16 protein-coding genes are annotated in these 20547 nt (G+C 74.0%); 4 read left to right on the plus strand and 12 right to left on the minus strand.

Features of this window, described 5'->3' with window-relative positions; genetic code table 11:
- Window positions 1–7 precede the first annotated feature (7 nt).
- Both ACIHFD_RS61710 and ACIHFD_RS61715 read right to left on the minus strand, forming a co-directional pair.
- Window positions 8–217, minus strand: coding sequence for an acyl-CoA carboxylase subunit epsilon (locus ACIHFD_RS61710; RefSeq protein ID WP_397374911.1), 210 nt, complete (start codon window positions 215–217; stop codon window positions 8–10).
- Window positions 214–1752: an acyl-CoA carboxylase subunit beta gene (locus ACIHFD_RS61715; protein WP_350726962.1), complete on the minus strand. Its 1539-nt coding sequence runs from the start codon at window positions 1750–1752 to the stop codon at window positions 214–216. Before ACIHFD_RS61715 ends, ACIHFD_RS61710 begins: the two co-directional genes overlap by 4 nt.
- A gap of 102 nt (window positions 1753–1854) precedes the next feature.
- Here ACIHFD_RS61715 and ACIHFD_RS61720 point away from each other — a divergent pair, with 102 nt between their 5' ends.
- The gene (locus ACIHFD_RS61720; RefSeq protein ID WP_350726961.1) at window positions 1855–2532 is read left to right on the plus strand and encodes a TetR family transcriptional regulator; all 678 of its coding nucleotides are present in this window, start codon (window positions 1855–1857) and stop codon (window positions 2530–2532) included.
- Between the two features lie 39 nt (window positions 2533–2571).
- Here the strand turns inward: ACIHFD_RS61720 and ACIHFD_RS61725 are convergent, their stop codons facing one another.
- Together ACIHFD_RS61725 and ACIHFD_RS61730 are read right to left on the minus strand one after the other, a co-directional pair.
- Complete coding sequence (locus tag ACIHFD_RS61725; protein ID WP_185077309.1) at window positions 2572–3219, minus strand: response regulator transcription factor; 648 nt, start codon at window positions 3217–3219, stop codon at window positions 2572–2574.
- Complete coding sequence (locus ACIHFD_RS61730) at window positions 3209–5248, minus strand: sensor histidine kinase (protein ID WP_397374912.1); 2040 nt, start codon at window positions 5246–5248, stop codon at window positions 3209–3211. Before ACIHFD_RS61730 ends, ACIHFD_RS61725 begins: the two co-directional genes overlap by 11 nt.
- Before the next feature lie 159 nt (window positions 5249–5407).
- Here ACIHFD_RS61730 and ACIHFD_RS61735 point away from each other — a divergent pair, with 159 nt between their 5' ends.
- Window positions 5408–6076, plus strand: coding sequence for a hypothetical protein (locus ACIHFD_RS61735; protein WP_397374913.1), 669 nt, complete (start codon window positions 5408–5410; stop codon window positions 6074–6076).
- Window positions 6077–6111: 35 nt separating this feature from the next.
- Window positions 6112–9423 (plus strand): BTAD domain-containing putative transcriptional regulator, encoded by a 3312-nt coding sequence (locus tag ACIHFD_RS61740; RefSeq protein ID WP_397374914.1) that lies wholly within the window; start codon window positions 6112–6114, stop codon window positions 9421–9423.
- Here the strand turns inward: ACIHFD_RS61740 and ACIHFD_RS61745 are convergent, their stop codons facing one another.
- From ACIHFD_RS61745 to ACIHFD_RS61760, 4 genes are read right to left on the minus strand one after another with little or no spacing between them, the layout of a single operon-like run.
- Window positions 9424–9876: a GNAT family N-acetyltransferase gene (locus tag ACIHFD_RS61745; protein ID WP_355198100.1), complete on the minus strand. Its 453-nt coding sequence runs from the start codon at window positions 9874–9876 to the stop codon at window positions 9424–9426.
- A 50-nt stretch (window positions 9877–9926) separates the two neighbouring features.
- Window positions 9927–11543, minus strand: coding sequence for an acyl-CoA dehydrogenase family protein (locus ACIHFD_RS61750; RefSeq protein WP_397374932.1), 1617 nt, complete (start codon window positions 11541–11543; stop codon window positions 9927–9929).
- A gap of 1 nt (window position 11544) precedes the next feature.
- Window positions 11545–12411 carry a MaoC family dehydratase N-terminal domain-containing protein gene (locus tag ACIHFD_RS61755; RefSeq protein ID WP_397374915.1) on the minus strand — a complete coding sequence of 289 codons (867 nt, stop codon included), beginning with the start codon at window positions 12409–12411 and terminating at the stop codon, window positions 11545–11547.
- Entirely contained in the window at window positions 12408–13631 is a 1224-nt protein-coding gene (locus tag ACIHFD_RS61760; protein ID WP_397374916.1) for a CoA transferase, read from the minus strand. The genes ACIHFD_RS61755 and ACIHFD_RS61760 overlap by 4 nt, the downstream gene beginning before the upstream one ends.
- A 107-nt stretch (window positions 13632–13738) precedes the next feature.
- Here ACIHFD_RS61760 and ACIHFD_RS61765 point away from each other — a divergent pair, with 107 nt between their 5' ends.
- Window positions 13739–14506 (plus strand): alpha/beta hydrolase, encoded by a 768-nt coding sequence (locus ACIHFD_RS61765; protein ID WP_397374917.1) that lies wholly within the window; start codon window positions 13739–13741, stop codon window positions 14504–14506.
- Window positions 14507–14509: 3 nt separating this feature from the next.
- On the opposite strand, the gene ACIHFD_RS61770 is transcribed toward ACIHFD_RS61765, so the two are convergent.
- The 4 genes from ACIHFD_RS61770 to ACIHFD_RS61785 are packed head-to-tail and all read right to left on the minus strand — an operon-like array spanning window position 14510 to window position 20436.
- Window positions 14510–15613: a substrate-binding domain-containing protein gene (locus tag ACIHFD_RS61770; protein ID WP_397374918.1), complete on the minus strand. Its 1104-nt coding sequence runs from the start codon at window positions 15611–15613 to the stop codon at window positions 14510–14512.
- Window positions 15610–16617, minus strand: coding sequence for an ABC transporter permease (locus ACIHFD_RS61775; RefSeq protein ID WP_397374919.1), 1008 nt, complete (start codon window positions 16615–16617; stop codon window positions 15610–15612). The genes ACIHFD_RS61770 and ACIHFD_RS61775 overlap by 4 nt, the downstream gene beginning before the upstream one ends.
- The gene (locus ACIHFD_RS61780; protein ID WP_397374920.1) at window positions 16611–18140 is read right to left on the minus strand and encodes a sugar ABC transporter ATP-binding protein; all 1530 of its coding nucleotides are present in this window, start codon (window positions 18138–18140) and stop codon (window positions 16611–16613) included. The genes ACIHFD_RS61775 and ACIHFD_RS61780 overlap by 7 nt, the downstream gene beginning before the upstream one ends.
- On the minus strand, window positions 18130–20436 hold the full coding sequence (locus ACIHFD_RS61785; RefSeq protein WP_397374921.1) for a LuxR C-terminal-related transcriptional regulator: 2307 nt from the start codon (window positions 20434–20436) through the stop codon (window positions 18130–18132). Before ACIHFD_RS61785 ends, ACIHFD_RS61780 begins: the two co-directional genes overlap by 11 nt.
- Window positions 20437–20547: the final 111 nt, after the last annotated feature.

The following is a 20547-nucleotide window of genomic DNA, read 5'->3' on the forward strand; positions in this document are numbered from 1 at the left end:
GTCGTGCTCACAGGGATCCTCCAAGACTCCAGCTCGACTCCCGCCATCCGCGGGGGCCGGTCACCAACGGGCGGCGCAGCACACGGCGGCGCGCAGACGAGCCACTGACGGGCGGCTCGGGAACATCGTCATCTGCGAGAGCGCGCAGGGCCACGACGAGCGCGGCCAGCTCTTCCGGCGAAGGGTTGCCCCTGTTGACGTGCACGGTCACGTTCATAGCGGGATGTTCCCGTGCTTCTTGGGCGGCAGGGCGTCGCGCTTGCCGCGCAGCAGCCGCAGCGCGCGGGTGACCTCGCGCCGGGTCTCGCTCGGCGCGATCACCGCGTCCACGTAGCCGCGCTCGGCCGCCAGGTAGGGGGTGGCGAGGGTGTCCTCGTACTCGCGCACCAGCTCGGCCCGCAGCGCGTCCGGGTCGTCGGCGGCGGCCAGCCGCTTGCGGTGCAGGATGTTGACCGCGCCCTGGGCTCCCATCACCGCGATCTGCGCGGTCGACCAGGCCAGGTTCACGTCCGCGCCCAGGTGCTTGGAGCCCATCACGTCGTACGCCCCGCCGTACGCCTTGCGGGTGATCACCGTGACCAGCGGGACCGTGGCCTCGCCGTAGGCGTACAGGAGCTTGGCCCCACGCCGGATGATGCCGTTCCACTCCTGCTCGGTGCCGGGCAGGAAGCCGGGCACATCCACGAGCGTGAGCACCGGGATGCTGAACGCGTCACACGTGCGGACGAACCGGGCGGCCTTCTCGGAGGCGTCGATGTCGAGCGTGCCCGCCAGCCGCATCGGCTGGTTGGCCACCACACCCACCGACCGGCCCTCCACGCGCCCGAAGCCGACCACGATGTTCGGCGCGAACAGCGGCTGCACCTCCAGGAACTCGCCGTCGTCCAGCAGGGCCGCGATGACCTCGTGCATGTCGTACGGCTGGTTCGGCGAGTCCGGCACCAGCTCGTCCAGCGCCAGATCGTCGGCGCCGAGCTCCAGGTCGGCCTCGAACTCGGGGTGCGGCGCGTCGTCCAGGTTGTTCTGCGGCAGGTACGACAGCAGCGCCCGGGCGTAGTCGAGCGCGTCGTCCTCGTCATGGGCCAGGTAGTGGGCGATGCCGCTGCGGCTGTTGTGCACCCGGCCGCCGCCCAGCTCCTCGAAGGTGACATCCTCACCGGTGACGGTCTTGATGACGTCCGGGCCCGTCACGAACATGTGCGACGACTCGTCCACCATGATCGTGAAATCGGTGAGGGCCGGCGAGTAGACGTGGCCGCCCGCGCACGCGCCCATGATCAGGGAGATCTGCGGGATCACGCCGGAGGCCCGGATGTTGCGGCGGAAGATCTCGCCATAGAGGCCGAGCGAGACCACGCCCTCCTGGATGCGCGCCCCGGCGCCCTCGTTGATGCCGATGATCGGCACACCGTTCTTCATGGCCAGGTCCATGACCTTGCAGATCTTCTGCCCGTACACCTCCCCCAGGCTGCCGCCGGACACCGTGAAATCCTGCGAGAAGACGCACACCTGGCGGCCGTCGACGGTCCCGTAACCGGTCACCACGCCGTCGCCGTACACGAGCCCGCCGCGGGCCAGCGCGTCCAGCTCGACGAAAGAGCCCGCGTCCAGCAGCCGCTCGATCCGCTCCCGCGCGGTCAGCCTGCCCTTCGCGTGCTGCTTGGCCGCCGCCCGGGCCTCGCCCACGTGAACTGCCTCGTCCAACCGCTCCTTGAGGCGGGCCAGGCTGCCCGCTGTGCCTTGCGCTGACATGCACCACTCCGCCGATAAGACCCACCGATAAGACTCAGTTTCATATTGACGATACTCAGTTTCGCACGCTTGGATACCCCTAACTTTCGGGAGAATGACCACGTGCCGAAACCGCCCATCAGCCAGCGCCTCGCCGAAGCCGCCGTGGCGCTGTTCGACGAGCGCGGCTACGACGAGACCACCGTCGACGACATCGCCGCGCGAGCAGGCGTGAGCCGCAGCACGTTCTTCCGCTACTACCGCTCCAAGGAAGACGCGATCTTCCCCGACCACGACACCCTGCTGGACAGGATCGCCGCGCGGCTGCGGGCCTCGACCGCGGACACCGCGATCGTCGCCATCACCGACGCGGTGCGCATCGTGCTCGCTCACTACGTCGACGACGCGGAGGTGTCGCTGCGCCGATATCGCCTGGTCCGCCGCGTGCCGGCGCTACGCGACAGGGAGATCGCCAGCGTGGCCCGCTACCAGCGGCTGTTCCGCGAGTTCGTCGGCGAGTGGCTGGGCGACTCCCCCGACGCCGGCCTGCGCGCCGAACTCATGGCCGCCTCCGTGGTGGCCGCGCACAACCAGGTGCTGCGGGGATGGCTGCGCGCGGGCGGCACGTACGACCCCTCCGGCCCCCTCGACCACGCGCTCCGGTACGTGATCGCCACCTTCCGCCACCTGGAGCAGCCGCAGGACAAGGGCGACCAGATCGTCGTCGCCACCTTCAGCCGCGCGGCCTCGCCCCAGGACGTCATGGCCGTCATCCAGCAGCACCTGGAGTCGTCCACGTAGAAAGCGCAACCCCTGACAACCCCCTCTTTTCGAAGGGGCTCAGCGGGCGAGGCCCGCGTCGCGGGCGCGGATGATGGCCTCGGTGCGGTCGGCCACGTGCAGCTTGGCGAAGATGTTGGACACGTTGTTGCGCACGGTCTTGGGCGACAGGAACAGCTCCGAGGCGATCTGCGGATTCGACCGGCCGGCCGCGATCAGCGTGAGGATCTCCAGCTCGCGCGGCGTGAGCTGCGGGAACGCCGAATCCTCGGTCGGCGGCGCGGTGAAGAACTCGGTCACCCGCCGGGCGATCGACGGCCCGAAGATGGCCTCGCCGTGGGCGACGGCCTGGATGGCGCGGACGATCTCGGCCTGGTTCGCGCCTTTGAGCAGGTAGCCGCGGGCTCCGGCGCGCATCGCCGCGAACAGGGTGGCGTCCTGCTCCGACATGGTCAGCATGACCACCCCGATGTGCGGGCTGTCGGCGACGACCCGGCGGGTGGCCTCGATGCCGTCCAGCTCCGGCATGCTGACGTCCATGACCACGATGTCCGGCTGCAGGTCGGCGGCCAGCGCGACGGCCTCCCGCCCGTCCGCGGCGGTGCCCACGACGTCGATGCCGGGCAGGGAGGCCAGCAGCGCCGCCAGCCCGTCGCGGTAGACCGGATGGTCGTCGGCGAGCAGCACTCGGATCGTCTCATCGGACACCGGCCACCTCCGTGGTCTGTTCGAGGGGAAGTCGCGCGCTGACGAGCGTCCCGCCGCCGGGCGGGCAGGTGACCTGGCACTCCCCGCCGAGCTCGGCCGCCCGCTCGCGCAGGGACAACATACCGACCCCGGCCTCGACGTCGCGGCCGATGCCGCGGCCGTCGTCGCGTACCGTGATCTCCAGGGTTCGCCCGCGCACACCGAGCATGATCTCGCAGTGCGTCGCCGCAGCGTGCCGCACCACGTTGGCCAGCGCCTCCGACACGATCCGGTACGCGGCCACCTCCACCGCGGCGGGCAGCGAGCCGAGCGCGTCGTCGCCGGTCACGGCGACCTGCAGGCCGCCGGAGCGGACCCGGTCGGCCTGCTGCTCCACGGCCCGGAGCACGCCGAGCTCGTCGAGCGCCGGCGGGCGCAGGTCGTGCACCAGGCGGCGGACGTCGGCCAGCACGACGGAGACCTCGGCCGCGGTCTGCTCCAGGATGCGGTCGGACTCGGCGGGCGCGGTGGCGGCCAGGTTGCGGGCGGTCTCGATGCGCAGCGCGACGGCGCCGAGGCTGGGCCCGAGGCCGTCGTGCAGGTCGCGGCGGATCCGGCGGCGCTCCTCCTCGCGCGCGGTCACGAGCCTGGCGCGGATGCGCTGCAGGTCGGCGCTGAGCTCGCTGGCCCGCGCCGCCTGGGCGGCCTGCCGGACGAGGTCGCCGAGCAGCCGCTGGTCGCGCTCGGTCAGGTCGGCCCGGCACAGGACCAGCCGGCCCACGGCCTCGTCGCGGTAGGCGACCGGCAGCGACAGCTGCGGCCCGTCCGGGGCGCCGTGCTCGACCACCGTACGCACGCCGCCCGGCCGCTCGATCTCCACCCGTACGTACGGCAGCCGGAACGCCTCGGACACCGTGTGGGCCAGCGCGGCGAGCTGCGCGTCGGGCTCGGTGGTGACCTCGAGCCGCTCGGCGAGCGTCGAGACCATCGCGTACGGGTCGTCGCGCGCCCCGCGCACCAGCCGCCGCGCCGCCCGCCACAACCACGTCCGCAGCGGCGCGTACGCCACCGAGACGATCGCGATGGCGGCCAGCGCGGAGTCGCGCTCGCCCAGCACGCTGCCCGCGACGGTGAACACGGCCACGTCGATCGCCACCACCAGGACCGCGAGCATCCCGTACAGGAAGGTCGCCGGCAGCAGCCGGTCGATGTCGTACAGGCGGTATTCGGTCACCGCGATCAGCACCGCGGCGGAGGTGAGAGCGATCCCGACGCACATGAGCACCGACGACAGCTGCTCCAGGGGCACCAGGAGCACGAACATGTCGGCCAGCGCGGCCCAGGTCAGCCAGCGGATCTGGGCGCGCCGCTCCGCGTCCGCCCGCCGGTAACGGTGCACCATGACCGCGCAGGGGATGATCAGGCTCACCGCCGCCCCTGCCCGGGCGAGGCCGAGCAGGACCGCCCACGCCTCGTACGGCAGCTCCAGGCTGACGGCGTCGAGGCCGAGCCGCAGGATCTCCGGGGGCAAGGGGGCGTTCTCGAACCGCATCATCGCGGACGCCGGCACGAATATCCACACCAGCGGCAGGTAGCCGGCCAGCCCCAGTCCGGCGATCGACAGCCGTCGCCAGCCCTTGGCGGCGGGCAGCCGCCCGTCGGGGAAGAGCAGGATCAGCAGCGGCAGCCCGACCAGCAGCGCCGCGCCGAACCGGGCGTAGAACCAGTAGGCCGGCGCGGCCGCGAAGGCCCCGGGCGAGGTGTAGATCGCGTACACCGACCAGGCGCCGGAGAAGCCGTTCAGCGCCCAGTGCACGCCCGACAGGGTCAGCACCCAGGCGACGGGATGCCGGGGCAGCCGCCGCAGCAGCAGCGCGCCGGGCACCGCCTGGGCCAGGCCCGACACCGCGGCCGGCCAGCTCACGGCTTCGAGGCCCGCGCCGGGCGGCAACGAGATCCCGGAATTGCGGACGTCCAGCAGCACCGTGCCGACCGTGAGCACGACCGCGAGCGCCGCCGGGACCGCGGACAGGCGGCTGGCTTTTGTCACCTGAGCATTGTCGCCGGATTTGTGTCCCGTTGTCCCGGGACAGCCTGTCCCGGGACACGACGGGGCGCCTCGGGACCGGATCAGGGACGGGCGGCTCTGCCGGCCCGGGACAGCGGGCGGACATCGTTGGGGGCATCGCAACAAACCGGAAGGAACCCCATGGACGCCCACATCCGCAACGAGCCCGCCCGGGCCCGTACGGACACCCAAGTGCTCAACTCCACCCCCTGCACCGGCGCCGCCCCGGCCGTGAGCGAGAGCGCCGTCCGCCGCGCCGGGATCGGGCTGATGGTCGGCTCGCTGACCTGGGCGACGGCCATCTACATCCACGGCACGCAAGGCGTCGGCGTGGGCGAGCGGATCATCGACCTGACCGGGCTGGTGTTCCAGCTCGGCATCTTCTGCCTGCTCTGGGTGCAGATGAAGACGCGGGCGATCGGCACCTCGCGAGGCGCCGCGGTGGCGCTCAAGCTCGAGGCCGCGGTGCTCGGCCTCGCCAGCGTCTGGTCGCTGCTGCACGGCGTCCTGCCGGACGGCGTCAAGGACGAGACCTGGCTGGCCTTCCTCGACATCTGCTGGCCGCTGTCGATGCTGGGCATGGCCGCGATCAGCGTCAAGCTCGCCGCCACCGCGCGGTGGCGCGGGGTGCTGCGCTGGTGGCCGCTCATCGCGGAGAGCTGGGCGGTCGTGACCGTCCCCTGCTACCTGCTGGTCGGCGAGCAGCTGGCCCGCTGGGTCGGCGGCACTCACCTGGTCATCGGGTACGCCGCGCTCGGCCTGCTGATGGCCCTGCGGCCCGCGGCCACCCTCTTCTCCAGATCCGCCTGACTTCTCCAGATCCGCCTGAGCGAACCGGACGTGCTGTGGAATTTCGAGTTCTGGGACCTCTCGAGGTCCGTGCCGACGGCGGGGAGCCCGTCGGCCTGGGCGGGGCCCGCCCGCGCGCGGTGCTGGCCCGGCTCCTCATCGCACGGGGGGTCGTGGTCTCCACCGACACCCTGATCCATGACATGTACGGGGACACGCCGCCGCCCAGCGCGCTGTCGTCGCTGCACTCGTACGTGTCGAACCTGCGCCGGGCGATCGAGCCGGACCGCGGGCCGTGGGCCAAGCCCAAGGTGCTGATCGGGCGGCCGCCCGGCTACCTGCTGGCCGCCGATGACGTGGACGCGTCGCGGTTCGAGGAGCTGGTGGGCCGGTCGGAGTTCCAGTCGCCGGGGGAGGCGCTGACCTGCCTGGACGCCGCGTTCGGGCTGTGGCGGGGCATGCCGTACGGGGAGTTCGGGGACGAGACCTGGGCCCTCACCGAGGTGAGCCGGCTGCGCGAGCTGCGCCTGGTCGCGCTCGAGCGGCGCGCCCGGGCGCTGCTCGACCTGGGCCGCCCGCAGGCCGTGATCACGGACCTGGAGGCGGAGACGGCCGAGAACCCGCTGCGCGAGCGGCTGTGGTGCCTGCTCGCCCTGTCCCTGTACCGCACCGGGCGGCAGGCGGAGGCGCTGGCCGTACTGCGCCGCGCGGCCCGGCAGCTGGCCGACCAGCTCGGCCTCGACCCCGGCCCCGAGCTGCGCTCCCTCGAACAGGACATCCTCCGCCAGGCCGACTCCCTGGAGCCGGCCGCCCCGGCCACCCTGGTCGTGCCGACCCAGCCCCGACCGGCTCGCCGGGACGACCGGCTCGCCGAGCTGATGGCGCTGCCCGAGCGGGCCGCCCGCACCGGCCTGCGGCTGGCGGCGGTGAGCGGCGAGGCGGGGATCGGCAAGACGTTCCTGCTGGAGGAGTTCGGCGAGCACTGCTCGGCCGCGCTCGGGCAGCTCGTGCTCTGGGGGCGCTGCCACGACGCCGAAGGGTTGCCGCCGCTGTGGCCGTGGGTCCAGGTGCTGCGGACGCTCGAACAGCACTGCCCGCCCGGCGACCGGCAGACCCTGGCCGGCCTGCTCGACGCGGACCGCCCGGCCGACGCGCACGCCGTCGCGCGGTGGCTGGCCGCGGCCGCGCGCGTCCGGCCGCTGGTGATCGTCCTGGACGACCTGCAGCGGGCCGACTCCGCGTCGCTGGACCTGCTCAGGGACCTGGTCATGCGACTGGATGGTGCCGCCGTCACGCTGGTCGCCGCGTTCCGCCCGGGTTTCGACGACCCGCTGAGCCGGCTGGCCCGCTACGACCTCGTCCGCCTGCGCGTCCGGGGCCTGGCGCCGGAGGCCGTACGGTCCATGGCGGCCGGCATGGGCGTTGAGCTCGACGCCGAGGCCGCGGCGCGGCTGGCCGACCGGACCGGCGGCAACCCCTTCTTCGTGCGGGAATGCCTCCGGCTGCGGGCCGGCGGGCACTCCGTGGACGCCGTGGACGCCGTCCCGGAGACGGTCGCCGGGCTGGTGCGGTCGCAGCTCGATGCCGAGGTCGCGGACGTGCTGGCGGTCGCGGCGGTGCTCGGCAGGGAGTTCGACCCGGCGATCGTGGCGCGGGTCGCGGGCCCCGAGGCGGCCGACCTGCTCGACCGCGCAACCCACGCAGGCCTGCTCGCCCCCAGCGCCGACCTGACGGCCCGCACGGGACTGCCCCTCTCCGGCGACGCGCTCGACCTCGCCACCGACGCGGCGCTACCCGTCTCCGGCGACGCATTCGACCTCCCCACCGATATGGGGCTGCCCTGCGCGCAGGATGCGCCCGGTCGGGCCGTCGGCGCGGGGTTGCCCGTCGGGGGCGGGCGCGCGTTTCGCGTGGAGCCGGCCGTCGCCGGGGGTGGGCGGCTGGTGTTCGTGCACGATCTGGTGCGGGAGGCGCTGGCCGGGGGCCTGCCTTCACGGCGCAGGGCCGCCGTCCACCGGGACCTGGCCGCCGCCCTGGCCGCCCGCCCGTCCGCCGACGTGGCCGCCATCGCCTGGCACGCCGTCCAGGCGGGCTCGCACGGCGAGGCCGTGCGCTGGGCCGTGGCCGCCGCTGAGCAGGCCGGCCTGCGCCTGGCGTACGCGGAGGCGGCCAGGTGGTGGGGCCATGCGGTGGCCGCCCACGACGCCTCGGGCGGCGACCCCGCCCAGCACGTGGAGCTGCTCCTCCACCACGTCCAGGCCCTGGAGGCGGCCGGCGACCGGGACGCCGCCCGCCGCTCCGGAGCCGCCGCCCTGCGCGCCGCCGACCGCGCCGACGCGGGCGCCGGCCTGGTGGTACGCGCCCTCACCGCGCTCGGCAGGCCCTCCCTGTCGCTGCTACGCGACCCGTACCAAGCGAGCCGGCCCGTGGCGGACCGACCCCTGACGGGCCTGCCCTTGACGGACCGGCACCCGGTGGACGACCCCCGCCCGCTCACCCGCACCCGCGACGACCGCCGTCTCACCGTGCCCCGGCCCCGGGCCCTCACCGGGTTGACGGACCTCACCGGCGAGTTACACGACCTGGCGGAACACACCGACAACCCTCAGGTCGAGCTGCTCGCCGGCATGGTGGACGCCTGTGGCCGCCTGGAGGCGTTCGACGTGGCCGGCGCCGATCGGGCCGCCGCCCGCTGCGACGCACTCCTGGAACTCCACCCGCTCCCCTGGCCCCGCTTCCAGCACACCCTCTGGCACGCCAACCGGCAGACCCTCGACGGCCGCTTCGACGAGGCCGACCGCCTCTACGACGACGCCGACGACCAGGCCCGCCACCTCAACCTCTGGCATGCCCGCCAGACCGTCGCCACCGGCCGCGTCGCGCTCTGCTACCACCGCGGCGCCATCGCCGACGCCGCGCCGCTCATCGCCACCGTCCGCGGCGTCCATCCCACCCTGCACCACGACGCCACCACCCTGCACCTGTGCGCCCAGGGCCACCTCGACCACGCGCGGCGCCTCAACGGCGGCCCCCGTCAAGCCCCTCCCCCGGACTGGTCCTGGCTGTCGGCCACCTGCCTGCGCGCCGCCGCCGTCGCCGCGCTCGGCCGCACCCACGAATGCCGTACGGCCTACACCGCCCTGCTCCCCTACAGCGGCCGCATCTCCGCCCTGTCAGCCGTGCTCTGCCTGGGCCCCGTCGACTGGTACCTCGCCCTGCTCGCCACCGCCACCGGCCATCACGACGCCGCCACCGCCCACCTCACCACCCTCGAACAGCAGGCCGACGCCGCCGGCCTGCACTGGTGGCGCGACCGCGCCGCCGCCACCGGCGTCCGCCGGCCTCTCCAGGTCGCCACCAGAGCGTGATCACGTCCTGGACAGCGGTTGGCTGAGCAGGCGGCGCCCCTCGTCCTGGAACCCACGCTTGCCGTAGAAGTCGAAGAGATGGCTCACGTCGTTGCCGTTGGGGGCGATCACGATCTCCAGGAGGGAACATCCCAGCTCCGCGGCCCAGCTCCGGCTGTCCTCGATCAGCCCGTTGGCCTCGCCGCGCCTGCGCGCCTCCGGGGCGACGTAGAGGTCTTCGAGCTCGGCGATCAGGCCGGACTCGAGCCCGAACGAGGTCGTGGTGATCGCGAACGCGATGATCCGGCCGTGCTCCTCGCTCACCGCGACCCGGGCCGCGGGCGAGGTGACCAAGGTGGTGAGGTTGGCGCCGAGGTCGCCTTCCGGCGTGGTGAAGCCGTCCTCCTCGTAGAAGGCGACGGCGAGGGCGAGCAGGGCGGGCAGATCGGCTTCACGGGCCGTACGGATCGACATGAGGGCCATGATCTCGGCCGATCCGCGGCCTCCGCCAACCGATTTCGTCGTCAGGGCTTCATCAGCCTGCGGGCGATCACCCGCAGGGCGAGGACCTCGTCGGCGCCCTCGAAGATGGACAGCACGCGCGCGTCCACGAACAGCCGCGAGATGCTGAACTCCTCGGCGTACCCGTAGCCGCCGTGCAGCTGCTGGGCCTCCCTGGTGACCCATTCGGCCGCCCGGCAGGCGAGCTGCTTCACCTGCGCGGCCTCCAGCTGGCCGTCGCCGGCCGTCACGGCCCGGGCCGCCGCGAAGGTGAAGGCCCGGCACGCGGCGATCGACCCGGCCATCCTGGCGATCTTGGCACGGGTCAGCTGGTAGTCCGCGAGCGGCCGGCCGAAGACCGACCGCTGCCGCGCGTAGTCCACGGCCAGCTCCAGCGCCGACTGCATGACCCCGACGGCCCTGGCCGCGGTCTGCAGCCGCGCGTTCGCGAACGCCTGCATCTGCAGGTAGAACCCGCGCCCGAGACCGCCCTCCCCGCCGATCAGGTCGGCCGTGGGGACGCGCCAGCCGTCGAAGCGCACCTCGAACGAGTGCATGCCCCGATAGCCGAGCGTACGGATGGCACGCCCCTCGACGGACCCGCCGCCCTCCTGGGTGAGGCGCCATTCGTGGCCGGTGAAGGAGGGTTTGTCCACCACGAAGAGCGAAAGGCCCCGGTGCCCGGCCGGGTCGGTGCGGGCCAGGACGAGGAGGTAGTGGGCGCGGCCGGCGAAGGTGCACCAGGTCTTGACGCCGTTCAGCACCCATTCGTCGCCGTCGCGGGTCGCGCTCGTGGTGATCCGGGCGACGTCGGAGCCGAAGTCGGGCTCGGTGACCGCCACGGCGCACAGCCGCTCCCCCGAGGCGATCATCGGCAGCCGGCGCCGTTTCTGCTCCTCGGTGCCGCCGCGGGCGATCGCGGTGGCGATGATCTCGGGACGCGTGATGAGCGAGCCGGCGGCGCCCAGCGAGGCCCGGGACAGTTCCTCGGTCACGACCACCATGGCGGCCAGTTCGTCGCCCTCGGCGCCGCCGCCGTACTCGGCCGGGATCGACAGCCCGAAGCAGCCCATGCCGGCGAGCCCGTCGATGATGTCGGCGGGGATGTCCTCGTCCTCGCGGTGGATCCGGTCGGCGACGGGGGTGATGCGGTCGGCGGCGAACTCGCGGAAGGCGGCGCGGACCAGCTGCAGCTCGGCGGACAGGTGCCGGGGCCCGGCCTCGCGGGTGGCCAGCACGCGTTCGGCGACGCGTTCCAGGAACGCCGGGTCGCGTCCCGCGGCGACGTCGGCGGCGACGCCGTCCAGGGCCGTCCCGTCCACGCCCCACAGCGACTCCCTGCCGGTCAGGCGACCGGCCAGATCGGCGGCGACGTCGGCGGCATAAAGCAGCGCCAGGTCCGCGCCGTGGCCCGGGCCGGGATCTGCGCCGTGGCCGGCTCCAGGGTCTACGCCGCGGCCACCGAGGTGGTCCGCGACGTGGTCGAGGAGTGCCCCGGCCGCCGCGACCGCCGCCGACATCGACGCCACGTCGTAGGCCACGGCCTGGTCCCGGTCCGCGGAGGCGACATGGGCGGCGGCCCTGCCGACGACGCCCCGCAGCGCCTCCACGACGGCACGCGCGCGGCCGGGCTCGGTCATCTCACGCACGGCCGGCGCCTCCCCCGAACTCGATCGCCAAGGTGCTGTGGGGCTCCTCGTCCTGGCCGAACACGCCCAGCGTGGCCGCGTCGATCCGCCGCAGCAGCGCCGGCCGGCCGCAGAACAGGGGCTTGCGGTTCCGGTGCCGCATGCGCGCCACGGGCGCGCCGCGCCCCTCCAGGCGCAGGACCTCCGCCAGGGCGAGCGTCATCAGGGGCCCGTGCACCACCAGGCCGGGGTAGCCCTCGACGCGGGTGGCGTACGGCCAGTCGTAGTGGATCCGGTGAGGGTTGGACGTCGCCGCGCTGAACCGCATCAGCAGCGTCGGGTCCGTGGCGAACCGCCAGGTACCCTCCCTCGCCCGGGCGAAAGGCGCGCCGGCGGGCGCCAGGGCCGCCGCGGGCCCGGCCGGAGCGGCCTCTTCCGGGACGGCCCCCGCCTCCCGGTAGATGAGGTCCTGCCGCTCCTCGACGGCGAGCCGGTCATGCTCGTCGTACAGCCGGATGGCGACGACCACGACGACCAGCCGGCCCGAGCGCCCCGGCTTCTCGGTGACCGACTCCACGCGCGCCTCGCGGCGTACCGTGCTCCCCACCGCGAGCGGGGCGTGGAAGGCGACCTCGCCGCCCGCGAACATCCGCCGCGGCAGCTCCACCGGGGGCAGGAACGACCCGCGCGCCGGATGGCCGTCCGCGCCGAGCACGGACGAGACGGGCCAGCGGGCCAGGGCGAGCCAGTGCCACAGCGGCGGCAGCGCGTCTCCCGGGCCGACCGCGGGCGTGCCGTCGTCGAACAGCGCCGACAGCGCGGCGACCGGGCCCGGGTCCACTGTCTCCCGAGTGGTGAGGGTGTGCGGCTCCCAGCTCACGTGGACCTTCCCCGCGTCGTCCGGATGACGCCGTTGCTCCGCAGCGCCGCCAGCTCCGCACCCGACAGGCCGAGCTCGGCCCGCAGCACCTCCTCGGTGTGCCCGCCGACCTCGGGCGACGCCTCAGGAGGGGCCTGCTCGCCGTCCATCACCAGCGGCGAGCCCGGCGCCCAGTGCTCGCCGACCCCGGGCTGGGCGACCTTCCCCATCAGCGGGTTCCCGGGCAGCGTCGCGGCCAGCTCCGTGAAGCTCCGGTACGTCGACCACAGCACGCGGGTGGCCCGCAGCGCCTCGCACGCCTCGGCGAGCGTACGGGTCTCGAACCAGCTCGCGATCAGGTCGCCGAGCACCCTGCGGTGCCGGTAACGCTCGGACTCCGCGCCGAAGTCCACCCCGAGGGCGGCGGCCAGCGCGGAGACCACGCCGGTGAGGCCGGTGGCGGCGAGGAGGTCGCGCCAGTGCCGCTCGGTGAGCGCCACGACCATCAGCCGCCCGCCGTCGGCGGTGGCGAAGTCCCGGCCGAAGGTGCCGTAGACGTGGTTGCCGATCCGCTCGCGCGAGGTGCCGTTCAGCTGCGCCTCGGCGAGGTAGCCGAGGCTTCCGGCGACCGCCAGGGCGACGTCCTCCAGCGCCACCCGCACCTGCTGCCCCTCCCCCGTGAGTACGCGGTGCCGCTCCGCGGCCAGCAACCCGACCGCCAGGTAGAGGCCGGCGGCCAGGTCCCAGGCGGGCACCACGCCGTTCACCGGCTGCCCGGCGTCCTCCGGGCCGGTCAGCAGCGGGAACCCGGTCGCCGCCTGGACCGTGTAGTCCACCGCGATCCCGCCGTCGCGGCGGCCGGTGAGCAGCACGTGGATCACGTCGGGGCGGCGGGCCCGCAGCGCCTCGAGGGTCAGCTCCGGGTGCCGGTCGGCGTTGCTGATCACGATCCCGCCGCGCCGTCCCCCGCCGACGACCAGGTCGGCGACGAGCCGCCGCCCGTCCTCGGCAGACAGGTCCACCTCGATGGCGCGTTTGCCCTTGTTGAGGCCCGACCAGTACAGGCTCGTCCCGCTCTCGGCCAGCGGCCAGCGCGTACGGTCGGGAGCCCCGCCGATCGGCTCGACCCTGATCACGTCGGCGCCCAGCTGCGCCAGCGTCATCCCGCACAGCGGCGTGGCCACGTAGCTGGAGAGCTCGACGATCCGCAGCCCCTTCAGCGGTCGCGCGGCATCCGTCATCGGCCCTCGCCCTCGGTGTGGGAGCTCGCACACGCGACCAACCTAACCGAACCGCTCACATCGGGCCCTCGCTAACATCCGTCTCGGACAACGCAGAAAGGCACGGCATGAGCGAGCACCCCCTGTGGCCCACGACCGCCGAGGCGACCATCACCGCCTTCCCCGTACGGCACGACGGCCCCAGCCCGGCCGTCGTGGTCCTCCCGGGCGGCGCTTACCACCACCTCGCCGACCACGAGGGCGCGCCGGTCGCGCGCTGGCTCAACTCGCTGGGCATCGCGGCGTTCGTCGTGCGCTACCGGATCGCGCCGCACCGCCACCCGCTGCCCCTGCTCGACGCCGCCAGGGCGGTGCGCTGGGTGCGGCACCACGCCGCCTCGACCGGCGTGGACCCGGCCCGCGTGGGGGTGCTCGGCTTCTCGGCGGGCGGCCACCTGGCCGGGCTGCTCGCCACCGAGGCGGGCTCCATGCTGCCGGAAGGCCCGCACGACGCCGTCGACGGGGCCGATCCCCACCCCGGGCTCGCCGTGCTCTGCTATCCCGTCGCCGCGCTCACCGGACCGGCCGCCCACCAGGGCTCGGCCGCCAACCTGCTCGGCCCGGACGCGCCCGAGTCCGTACGCTCCGAGCTGTCGCTCGGCGACCGCGTCGGCCCGGCCACGCCGCCCATGTTCCTGTGGCACACGGCCGACGACGAGGCGGTCCCCGTCGAGAACACCTTCCAGGTGGCCCGGTCGCTCGCCCGCCACCGGATCCCCCTGGAGGTGCACGTCTATCCCAGCGGCCGGCACGGGCTGGGGCTGGCCGAGGCCGATCCCGTCGTGGGCGACTGGACCGGCCGCTGCGCCGCCTTCCTGCGGTCCCGAGGCTGGTAGGGCCTACCCGAGCCAGATCCGCAGGTAGGCGTCGCGGTAGCCGCGCGGGTCCCAGGACGTGGCATCGTCGACGTTCGCCGTCGTGGTCAGGTGCACCGGCGTCACGTACCCGCTCGGCGGGTGCCCGGCGAACGCGCGGTTGAGCTCGTCGACGATCTGGCTGCCCTGCGCGTTCAGCGGCTCCGGGACGGTCGCGTGCTGGAACTGCCGGGCGCGGATCCGCTGGAACGCCGACGGGTCCCCGTCCCCGGCGCCGATGGAGTAGGGAGGCCCCTCCCCGGGCTTGCCGGCGGCGCGCAGCGCGGGAGCGGCGTCGGCGAAGTAGACGTCGTTGATGGCGACCGAGTACGTCCACAGGTCCCTGAAGCGGGACAGCAGGGACGAGACCTCCTGCGGCGTGCGGGTGCCCGCGTCGGGGAGCGGGATGTTCTCGTAGGACAGGAGCCGGACGCCAGAGCAGGTCGCCAGGGTCTGCTTGATGAGCCGGGACTTGTTCTCGGCGAACGGGATCGAGGAGTCGGTGAAGATCACCACGCCCGCCCGGCCGTTCGACCGGGCGATGATCCAGTACGCGCTGATCCGCGCGACGTCCTCCACCCGGCTGGTGACGTTGGTGAAGAGGCGGGGGTTCGCGCTGGGGCCCGGTGACTTGGTCGCGTGCCATCCCACGAGCTGGATCCCGGCGGCGTTGGCCTGCTTGACCTGCTGCGCAACAGACCCCGGGTCGAACCCGCCGATGACGATGCCCGACGGCCGGAGCGCGACCGCCTCGCCCAGGGCCACCCGGATCCCGGCGGGGGTGCCCTGGCCGTCGATCACGCGGAAGCTCCACCGTACGGACCGGGCGGCCGCCCGTACGGCGTCGGCGGTGCCGGCCACGCCGGGGTTGGTCATGGTCGAGGCGACGAAGACGATGCTCTTGCCGGGGACGGCGCGCGGCCCGCTCGTGGGACCGCCCCAGGGCACGTCCGTCGCCTCGGCGCCGGCGACCGCCCGCCTGGCGGTGTGCACCACGTCGTGGCACCTCCCTCCGGGGGCGGGTGGCGGGGTGCCGAGCGAGCAGCCGCCGGCGACCAGGACGAGCGCCACGAGGCGGGCGAGGTTCATGGAAGGCTCCGGCCGGTGTGCGCCCGGCGCCGCGCGGAGTAGCCGGCCAGCCCGACGGCGACGAGCAGGGTGGCGCCGTTGAACAGCGGGGTGACCCAGAAGTCCGCCCCGAGCTGGCTGATGCCCGACAGCCCGATGGCCAGGACCGCGATGGCGACGACCGTGCCCCAGGGGTTGGCCCGTCCGGGCTTGATCGTGGTGGAGCCGAGCAGCGCGGCCACGAACGCCGGCAGCAGGTAGTCCAGCCCGACGCTCGGGTTGCCGATCTGCTGCTGGGCCGCGAGGAGCACGCCCGCGAAGCCGGTCACCAGGCCGGATCCCGCGAAGGCGAGGACGACGTACCGGCGGAGCGGGATCCCGACCAGCTCCGCCGCCCGCGGGTTCGAGCCGATGACGTAGAGGTAGCGGCCCACGGGGAGCCGTTCCAGCCCGAGCCACAGCGCGGCGGCCAGGACGATCACGTAGAACGCGGGCGCCGGCAGGCCGAGGAGCGTCGAGTCGTACAGGCCGGTCAGGCCCTCGGGCAGGCCCTGGGGGCCGGGGAAGATCCGGGCGCCCTGGGTCGCCCAGCCCGTGACGGCGTACAGGATGCTGCCGGTGCCGAGGGTCGCGATGAACGAGTCGATGCGCGCGAACTCCACCAGCAGGCCGTTGACCGCGCCGACCGCCGGCGCGCCCGCGAGCACGGCCAGGCAGGCCGCGGGCCACGGCCAGCCGGCGTTCACGATCAGCAGCAGCGTCATGACGTGCCACAGGCCCAGGCCGTAGCCGAGGGACAGGTCGAAGTTCCCGGTGATGATAGGGATCATCGAGCCCAGCGCCAGGACCGCGATGATCGAGTAGGCGGAGACGATCGCGGTCAGGTTGGCCATGGTGGGGAACGTGTCCGGCAGGGCGAGCGCGAACGCGGCGAACAGGATGACGGCCAGCGCGAGCAGCCCGTACCCGCCGATCAGCCTGCCGGCGGAGGGCCGTCTCCGGGGTGTGCGGTCGTCCGTCAGCAACGGCCCGTCCCTGGGGTGGCCGTGGCCGCCCGGGTGAGGGCGGCGACGGTGAGGGCGTCGCCGCTCAGCTCGGCGGTCACCGTCCCGCGCGCGAACACGAGCGCCCGGTCGCACAGGTTCGCGACCTCCTCGAAGTCGGCGGAGACCAGGAGCGCGGCGGCCCCGGCCGCCAGGGCCTCGTCGAGCAGCCGGAGGATCTCGGGTTTGGCGCCGACGTCGACGCCGGCCGTGGGCTCCTCCAGGATCAGGAGCCGGCGGCGGGCCCCGAGCCAGCGGCCGATCAGCACCTTCTGCTGGTTCCCGCCGGACAGGGCGGCGAACGGCGCCTCCGGGTCGGCCGGGCGGACGCGCAGGCGCTCGACGATCGCCGCCGTCTCGGCGCGCTCGCGGCGCGGGCTCAGCGGGCTCAGCGGCGATCGGCCGCGCGCGCCGGGGTTGGCCAGCAGGTTCTCCCGCACGCTCAGGTCGGCGGCGGCTCCTTCCTCCTGCCGGTCGCCGGACACGAAACCGACCCCGGCGCCGACGGCCGCCGCGACCGAGGCCGGCCGGTACGGGCCGCCGCCGAGCAGCACGCGGCCTGCCGCCATGGGATACGCGCCGGCCAGCGCGCGGCCGAGGTCCGCGTGCCCGGCTCCCGTGAGCCCGACCAGGCCGAGCGCCTCGCCGGACCGCAGGTCGAACCCCACCGGCCCCGCCCGCCCGGCACGCACGCCGTCCAGGCTCAGCAGGACCTCTCCCGCCCGGCGGGCCCGGCGCCGCCGGGCCCTTTCCTCGCGCCCCACGATCTCGCGCACCAGGTCGGCCGGGTCGCGGCCCGCGAGCGGCCCCTGGCTGACGAGGTGTCCGTCGCGCAGGACGGCGACCCGGTCGGCGATCCGGTAGACCTCGTCCAGCCGGTGGCTGACGTACAGGATCCCGTGGCCCCGATCGCGGAGCGTGCGCAGGACGTCGAAGAGGCGCTCGCACTCGGCGGCGGGCAGGGAGGCGGTCGGCTCGTCCAGCACGATGATCCGCGCGTCCGTGGCCAGCGCGCGGGCGATGGCGACCAGCGAGCGCTCCGCCCGCGTCAGGCCGGCGATCGGCTCGTCCGGGTCGAGGCGGGCGGCGATGATCCGGAGGGCGTCCACGCAGCAGCGGCGTACCGCGCGCCAGGAGATGAGGCCGCCGCGCCGGGCGTATCCCCTGCCGAGGGCGATGTTCTCCGCGACGGTCATCCACTCCACGAGGCCGAGGTCCTGATGGATGAACGCCATGCCGGCGGAGGCGGCCTGGCTGCCCAGGGGGTGGCCGGCCACGACGACCTCTCCCCCGTCGGCGTGGTGGACGCCGGCCAGGATCTTGATCAGCGTCGACTTGCCCGCGCCGTTGGCGCCGAGCAGGGCGAGGACGTCGCCGCGGCGGAGATCGAGATCCACTCCGCACAGCGCGTGGATGCCGCCGAAGCTCTTGCGCAGCCCCCGGATCCGGACGAGCGGATCCGGGTCCGCCGCCGATCCCGGCCGGGGACGCGGGTCACTCGCCATCGGGGCGGCGCGATTCCCACGCCTTGACGATCTGCGACCTGGACGAGAAGTTCAGCTTGCGCAGGACGTTCTCGACGTGGCACTCCGCGGTGCGCTGGGCGATGACCAGCGTCTCGGCGATCTGCTTGTTGCTCAGGCCCTTCGCGACCAGGTCGGCGATCTCCCGCTCCCTGCGGGTCAGGATGGACGTGGCGTCGGACTCGGGCTGGGCGCTCTCCGCGCGCCGCGCGGGCTTCTCGTCCAGCGCGTACGCGGCGGCCTGCTCGAGGGTGAGCTCCGCGCCACGGTCGAAGGCCGCCTTGAACGCCCGCTCCGTGAGACTCCGCCGGAGGCCGGACTCGCACCGGTCGTGGGCGCCGACCAGGTGCCCGAGGCCGGGCAGCGACGTCCCGATCGACTGCCAGACCATGTGGGCGGCGCCCAGCATCTGGGCGGCCTGCTCGTACTGCTCGTCGTCGGCCAGGATCCAGGCCAGCCCCTCCAGGCACTGGGCCAGGCCGAGGTGGTCGTTGCAGCGCACCTTGAGCCGCACGGCGTCCCGCATCATGGTCACGGCCTCCCGGAGCGCGCCCTGGCGCCGCCGGTCGAGGGCCGCGACCCACAGCCCGTACGAGATCGACCATTCGGCGTTCGCGCGCTCGGCCGTCTCCAGCACCTCCTCGCAGAGCGCCGTGGACCGCGGGTCATCCATGAGGACGGCCGTCATGGCCAGCTGGAAGAGGGCCACCCACGCGTGCCCCCGGTGGCCGAGGGCGCGGCGGCGGGTCAGCGCCTCGTCGAGGAGCTTCATGGCGCGGGAGAAGTCGCCGGCCAGCAACGCGGCGAACCCGGTGATGTGCAGCGCGCCGGCGAGCTGGGCCTCGTCCCCGAGCCGCTCCGCCAGCGCCTGGCACTCCTCCAGCAGCGGCTTGGCGGCCTGCGGGTCGCCCCGCAGCAGGACGAGCCACGCGTCGACCCACAAGGCCTTGGCCCGCCCGGCGCTGGCGCCGGACTCCTGCGCCAGCGCCCGTTCCAGCCAGTGGTGGCCCTCGCTCGGGGAGCTCCACGAGAGCCGGTGACTCCACATCGCGGCGGCGATCTCGAGCGCGGCCCACGCCTCGCCCGGCGCGCCCAGGCAGAACTCCAGCGCGGAGCGCACGTTCCCCTGCTCCTGGACGAGGCGCCCGAGCCAGTCCATCTGGTGCTCGCCGAACCACTCGTCCTCCGCCCGCGCCGCCAGCCGGCGGCACCAGTCGCGGTGGCGCAGCCGCAGGGCCTGGTCCTGGCCGGAGGCGACGAGCCGCTTCCATCCGTACTGGCGCAGCGTGTCGAGCATCTCGAAGCGCACGTCGGAGGCCTGCCCGCGGCGCTGCACGATCGACTTGTCCACCAGCTGGGTCAGCAGGTCCATGAGGCTTTCCGGGGCGATGCCGCCCTCCGAGCACACGTGCTCGATCGCGTCCAGGCCGCAGCCGCCGGAGAAGACCGACAGCCGCTCCCACAGCGTCCGCTCCTCCTCGGAGCAGAGGTCATAGCTCCAGTCCACCAGCGCCCGGAGCGTCTTCTGGCGCGGCGGCGCGGTGGTGGGCCCGGTCGTCAGCAGCCGGAACCGGTCGTCGAGGCGCTCCAGGATCTGCTCCACGGACAGGACCAGCACCCTCACCGCCGCGAGCTCGATGGCCAGGGGGATGCCGTCCAGCCGCCGGCACAGCCGCGCCACCGCCGCGCTGTTGGCTTCGGTGACCCTGAACTCGTGCACGGCCGAGGCGGCCCGGTCCTCGAACAGGCGCACCGCCTCGTTCTCCAGGACGCCGTCGATCGACATCTCGGCCGTCCCCGGCACGTTCAGCGGCGGGACCTCGAGGACCAGCTCCCCCGGGACGTGCAGCGCCTGCCGGCTGGTGGCCAGGACGCGCAGCTCGGGGGCCATCGCCAGCAGGTCACCGACCAGCGCCGCGACCTGGGGCAGCAGGTGCTCGCAGTTGTCCAGCACCAGCAGCAGCCGTTTGTCGTGCAGGTACTCGGCGAGGGAGGCCGGATCCTGCCGGGGGCATCCGACGGCGTCGGCGACCGTCTCGGTGAGCAGCGCACCCGCCATCAGCGGGGCCAGGTCGACCAGCCAGACCCCGTCGCCGTACTCGCGTGACATCTCGGCGGCGATCCGCCGCGCCAGCCGCGTCTTGCCCACCCCGCCGACTCCGGTGAGCGTCAGGAACCGGCCGGAGGTGAGCAGGCGCTTGCCTTCGGCGATCTCGTTCCTGCGACCGACGAAGCTCGTGAGCTCCAGTGGCAGATTCCCCGCACGTGACCGCGCCATCGCCCCCATAGCTTCCACAAACCTCGTCACCCGTGCGCGCCCTCGTAGGCCTCGGCTTATTGCTACCCGTGGCGGGCAACGTCATGGCAGTGCGGACGCAAACCCTGTGCC

The sequence above is a fragment of the Nonomuraea sp. NPDC051941 genome, assembly GCF_044593615.1.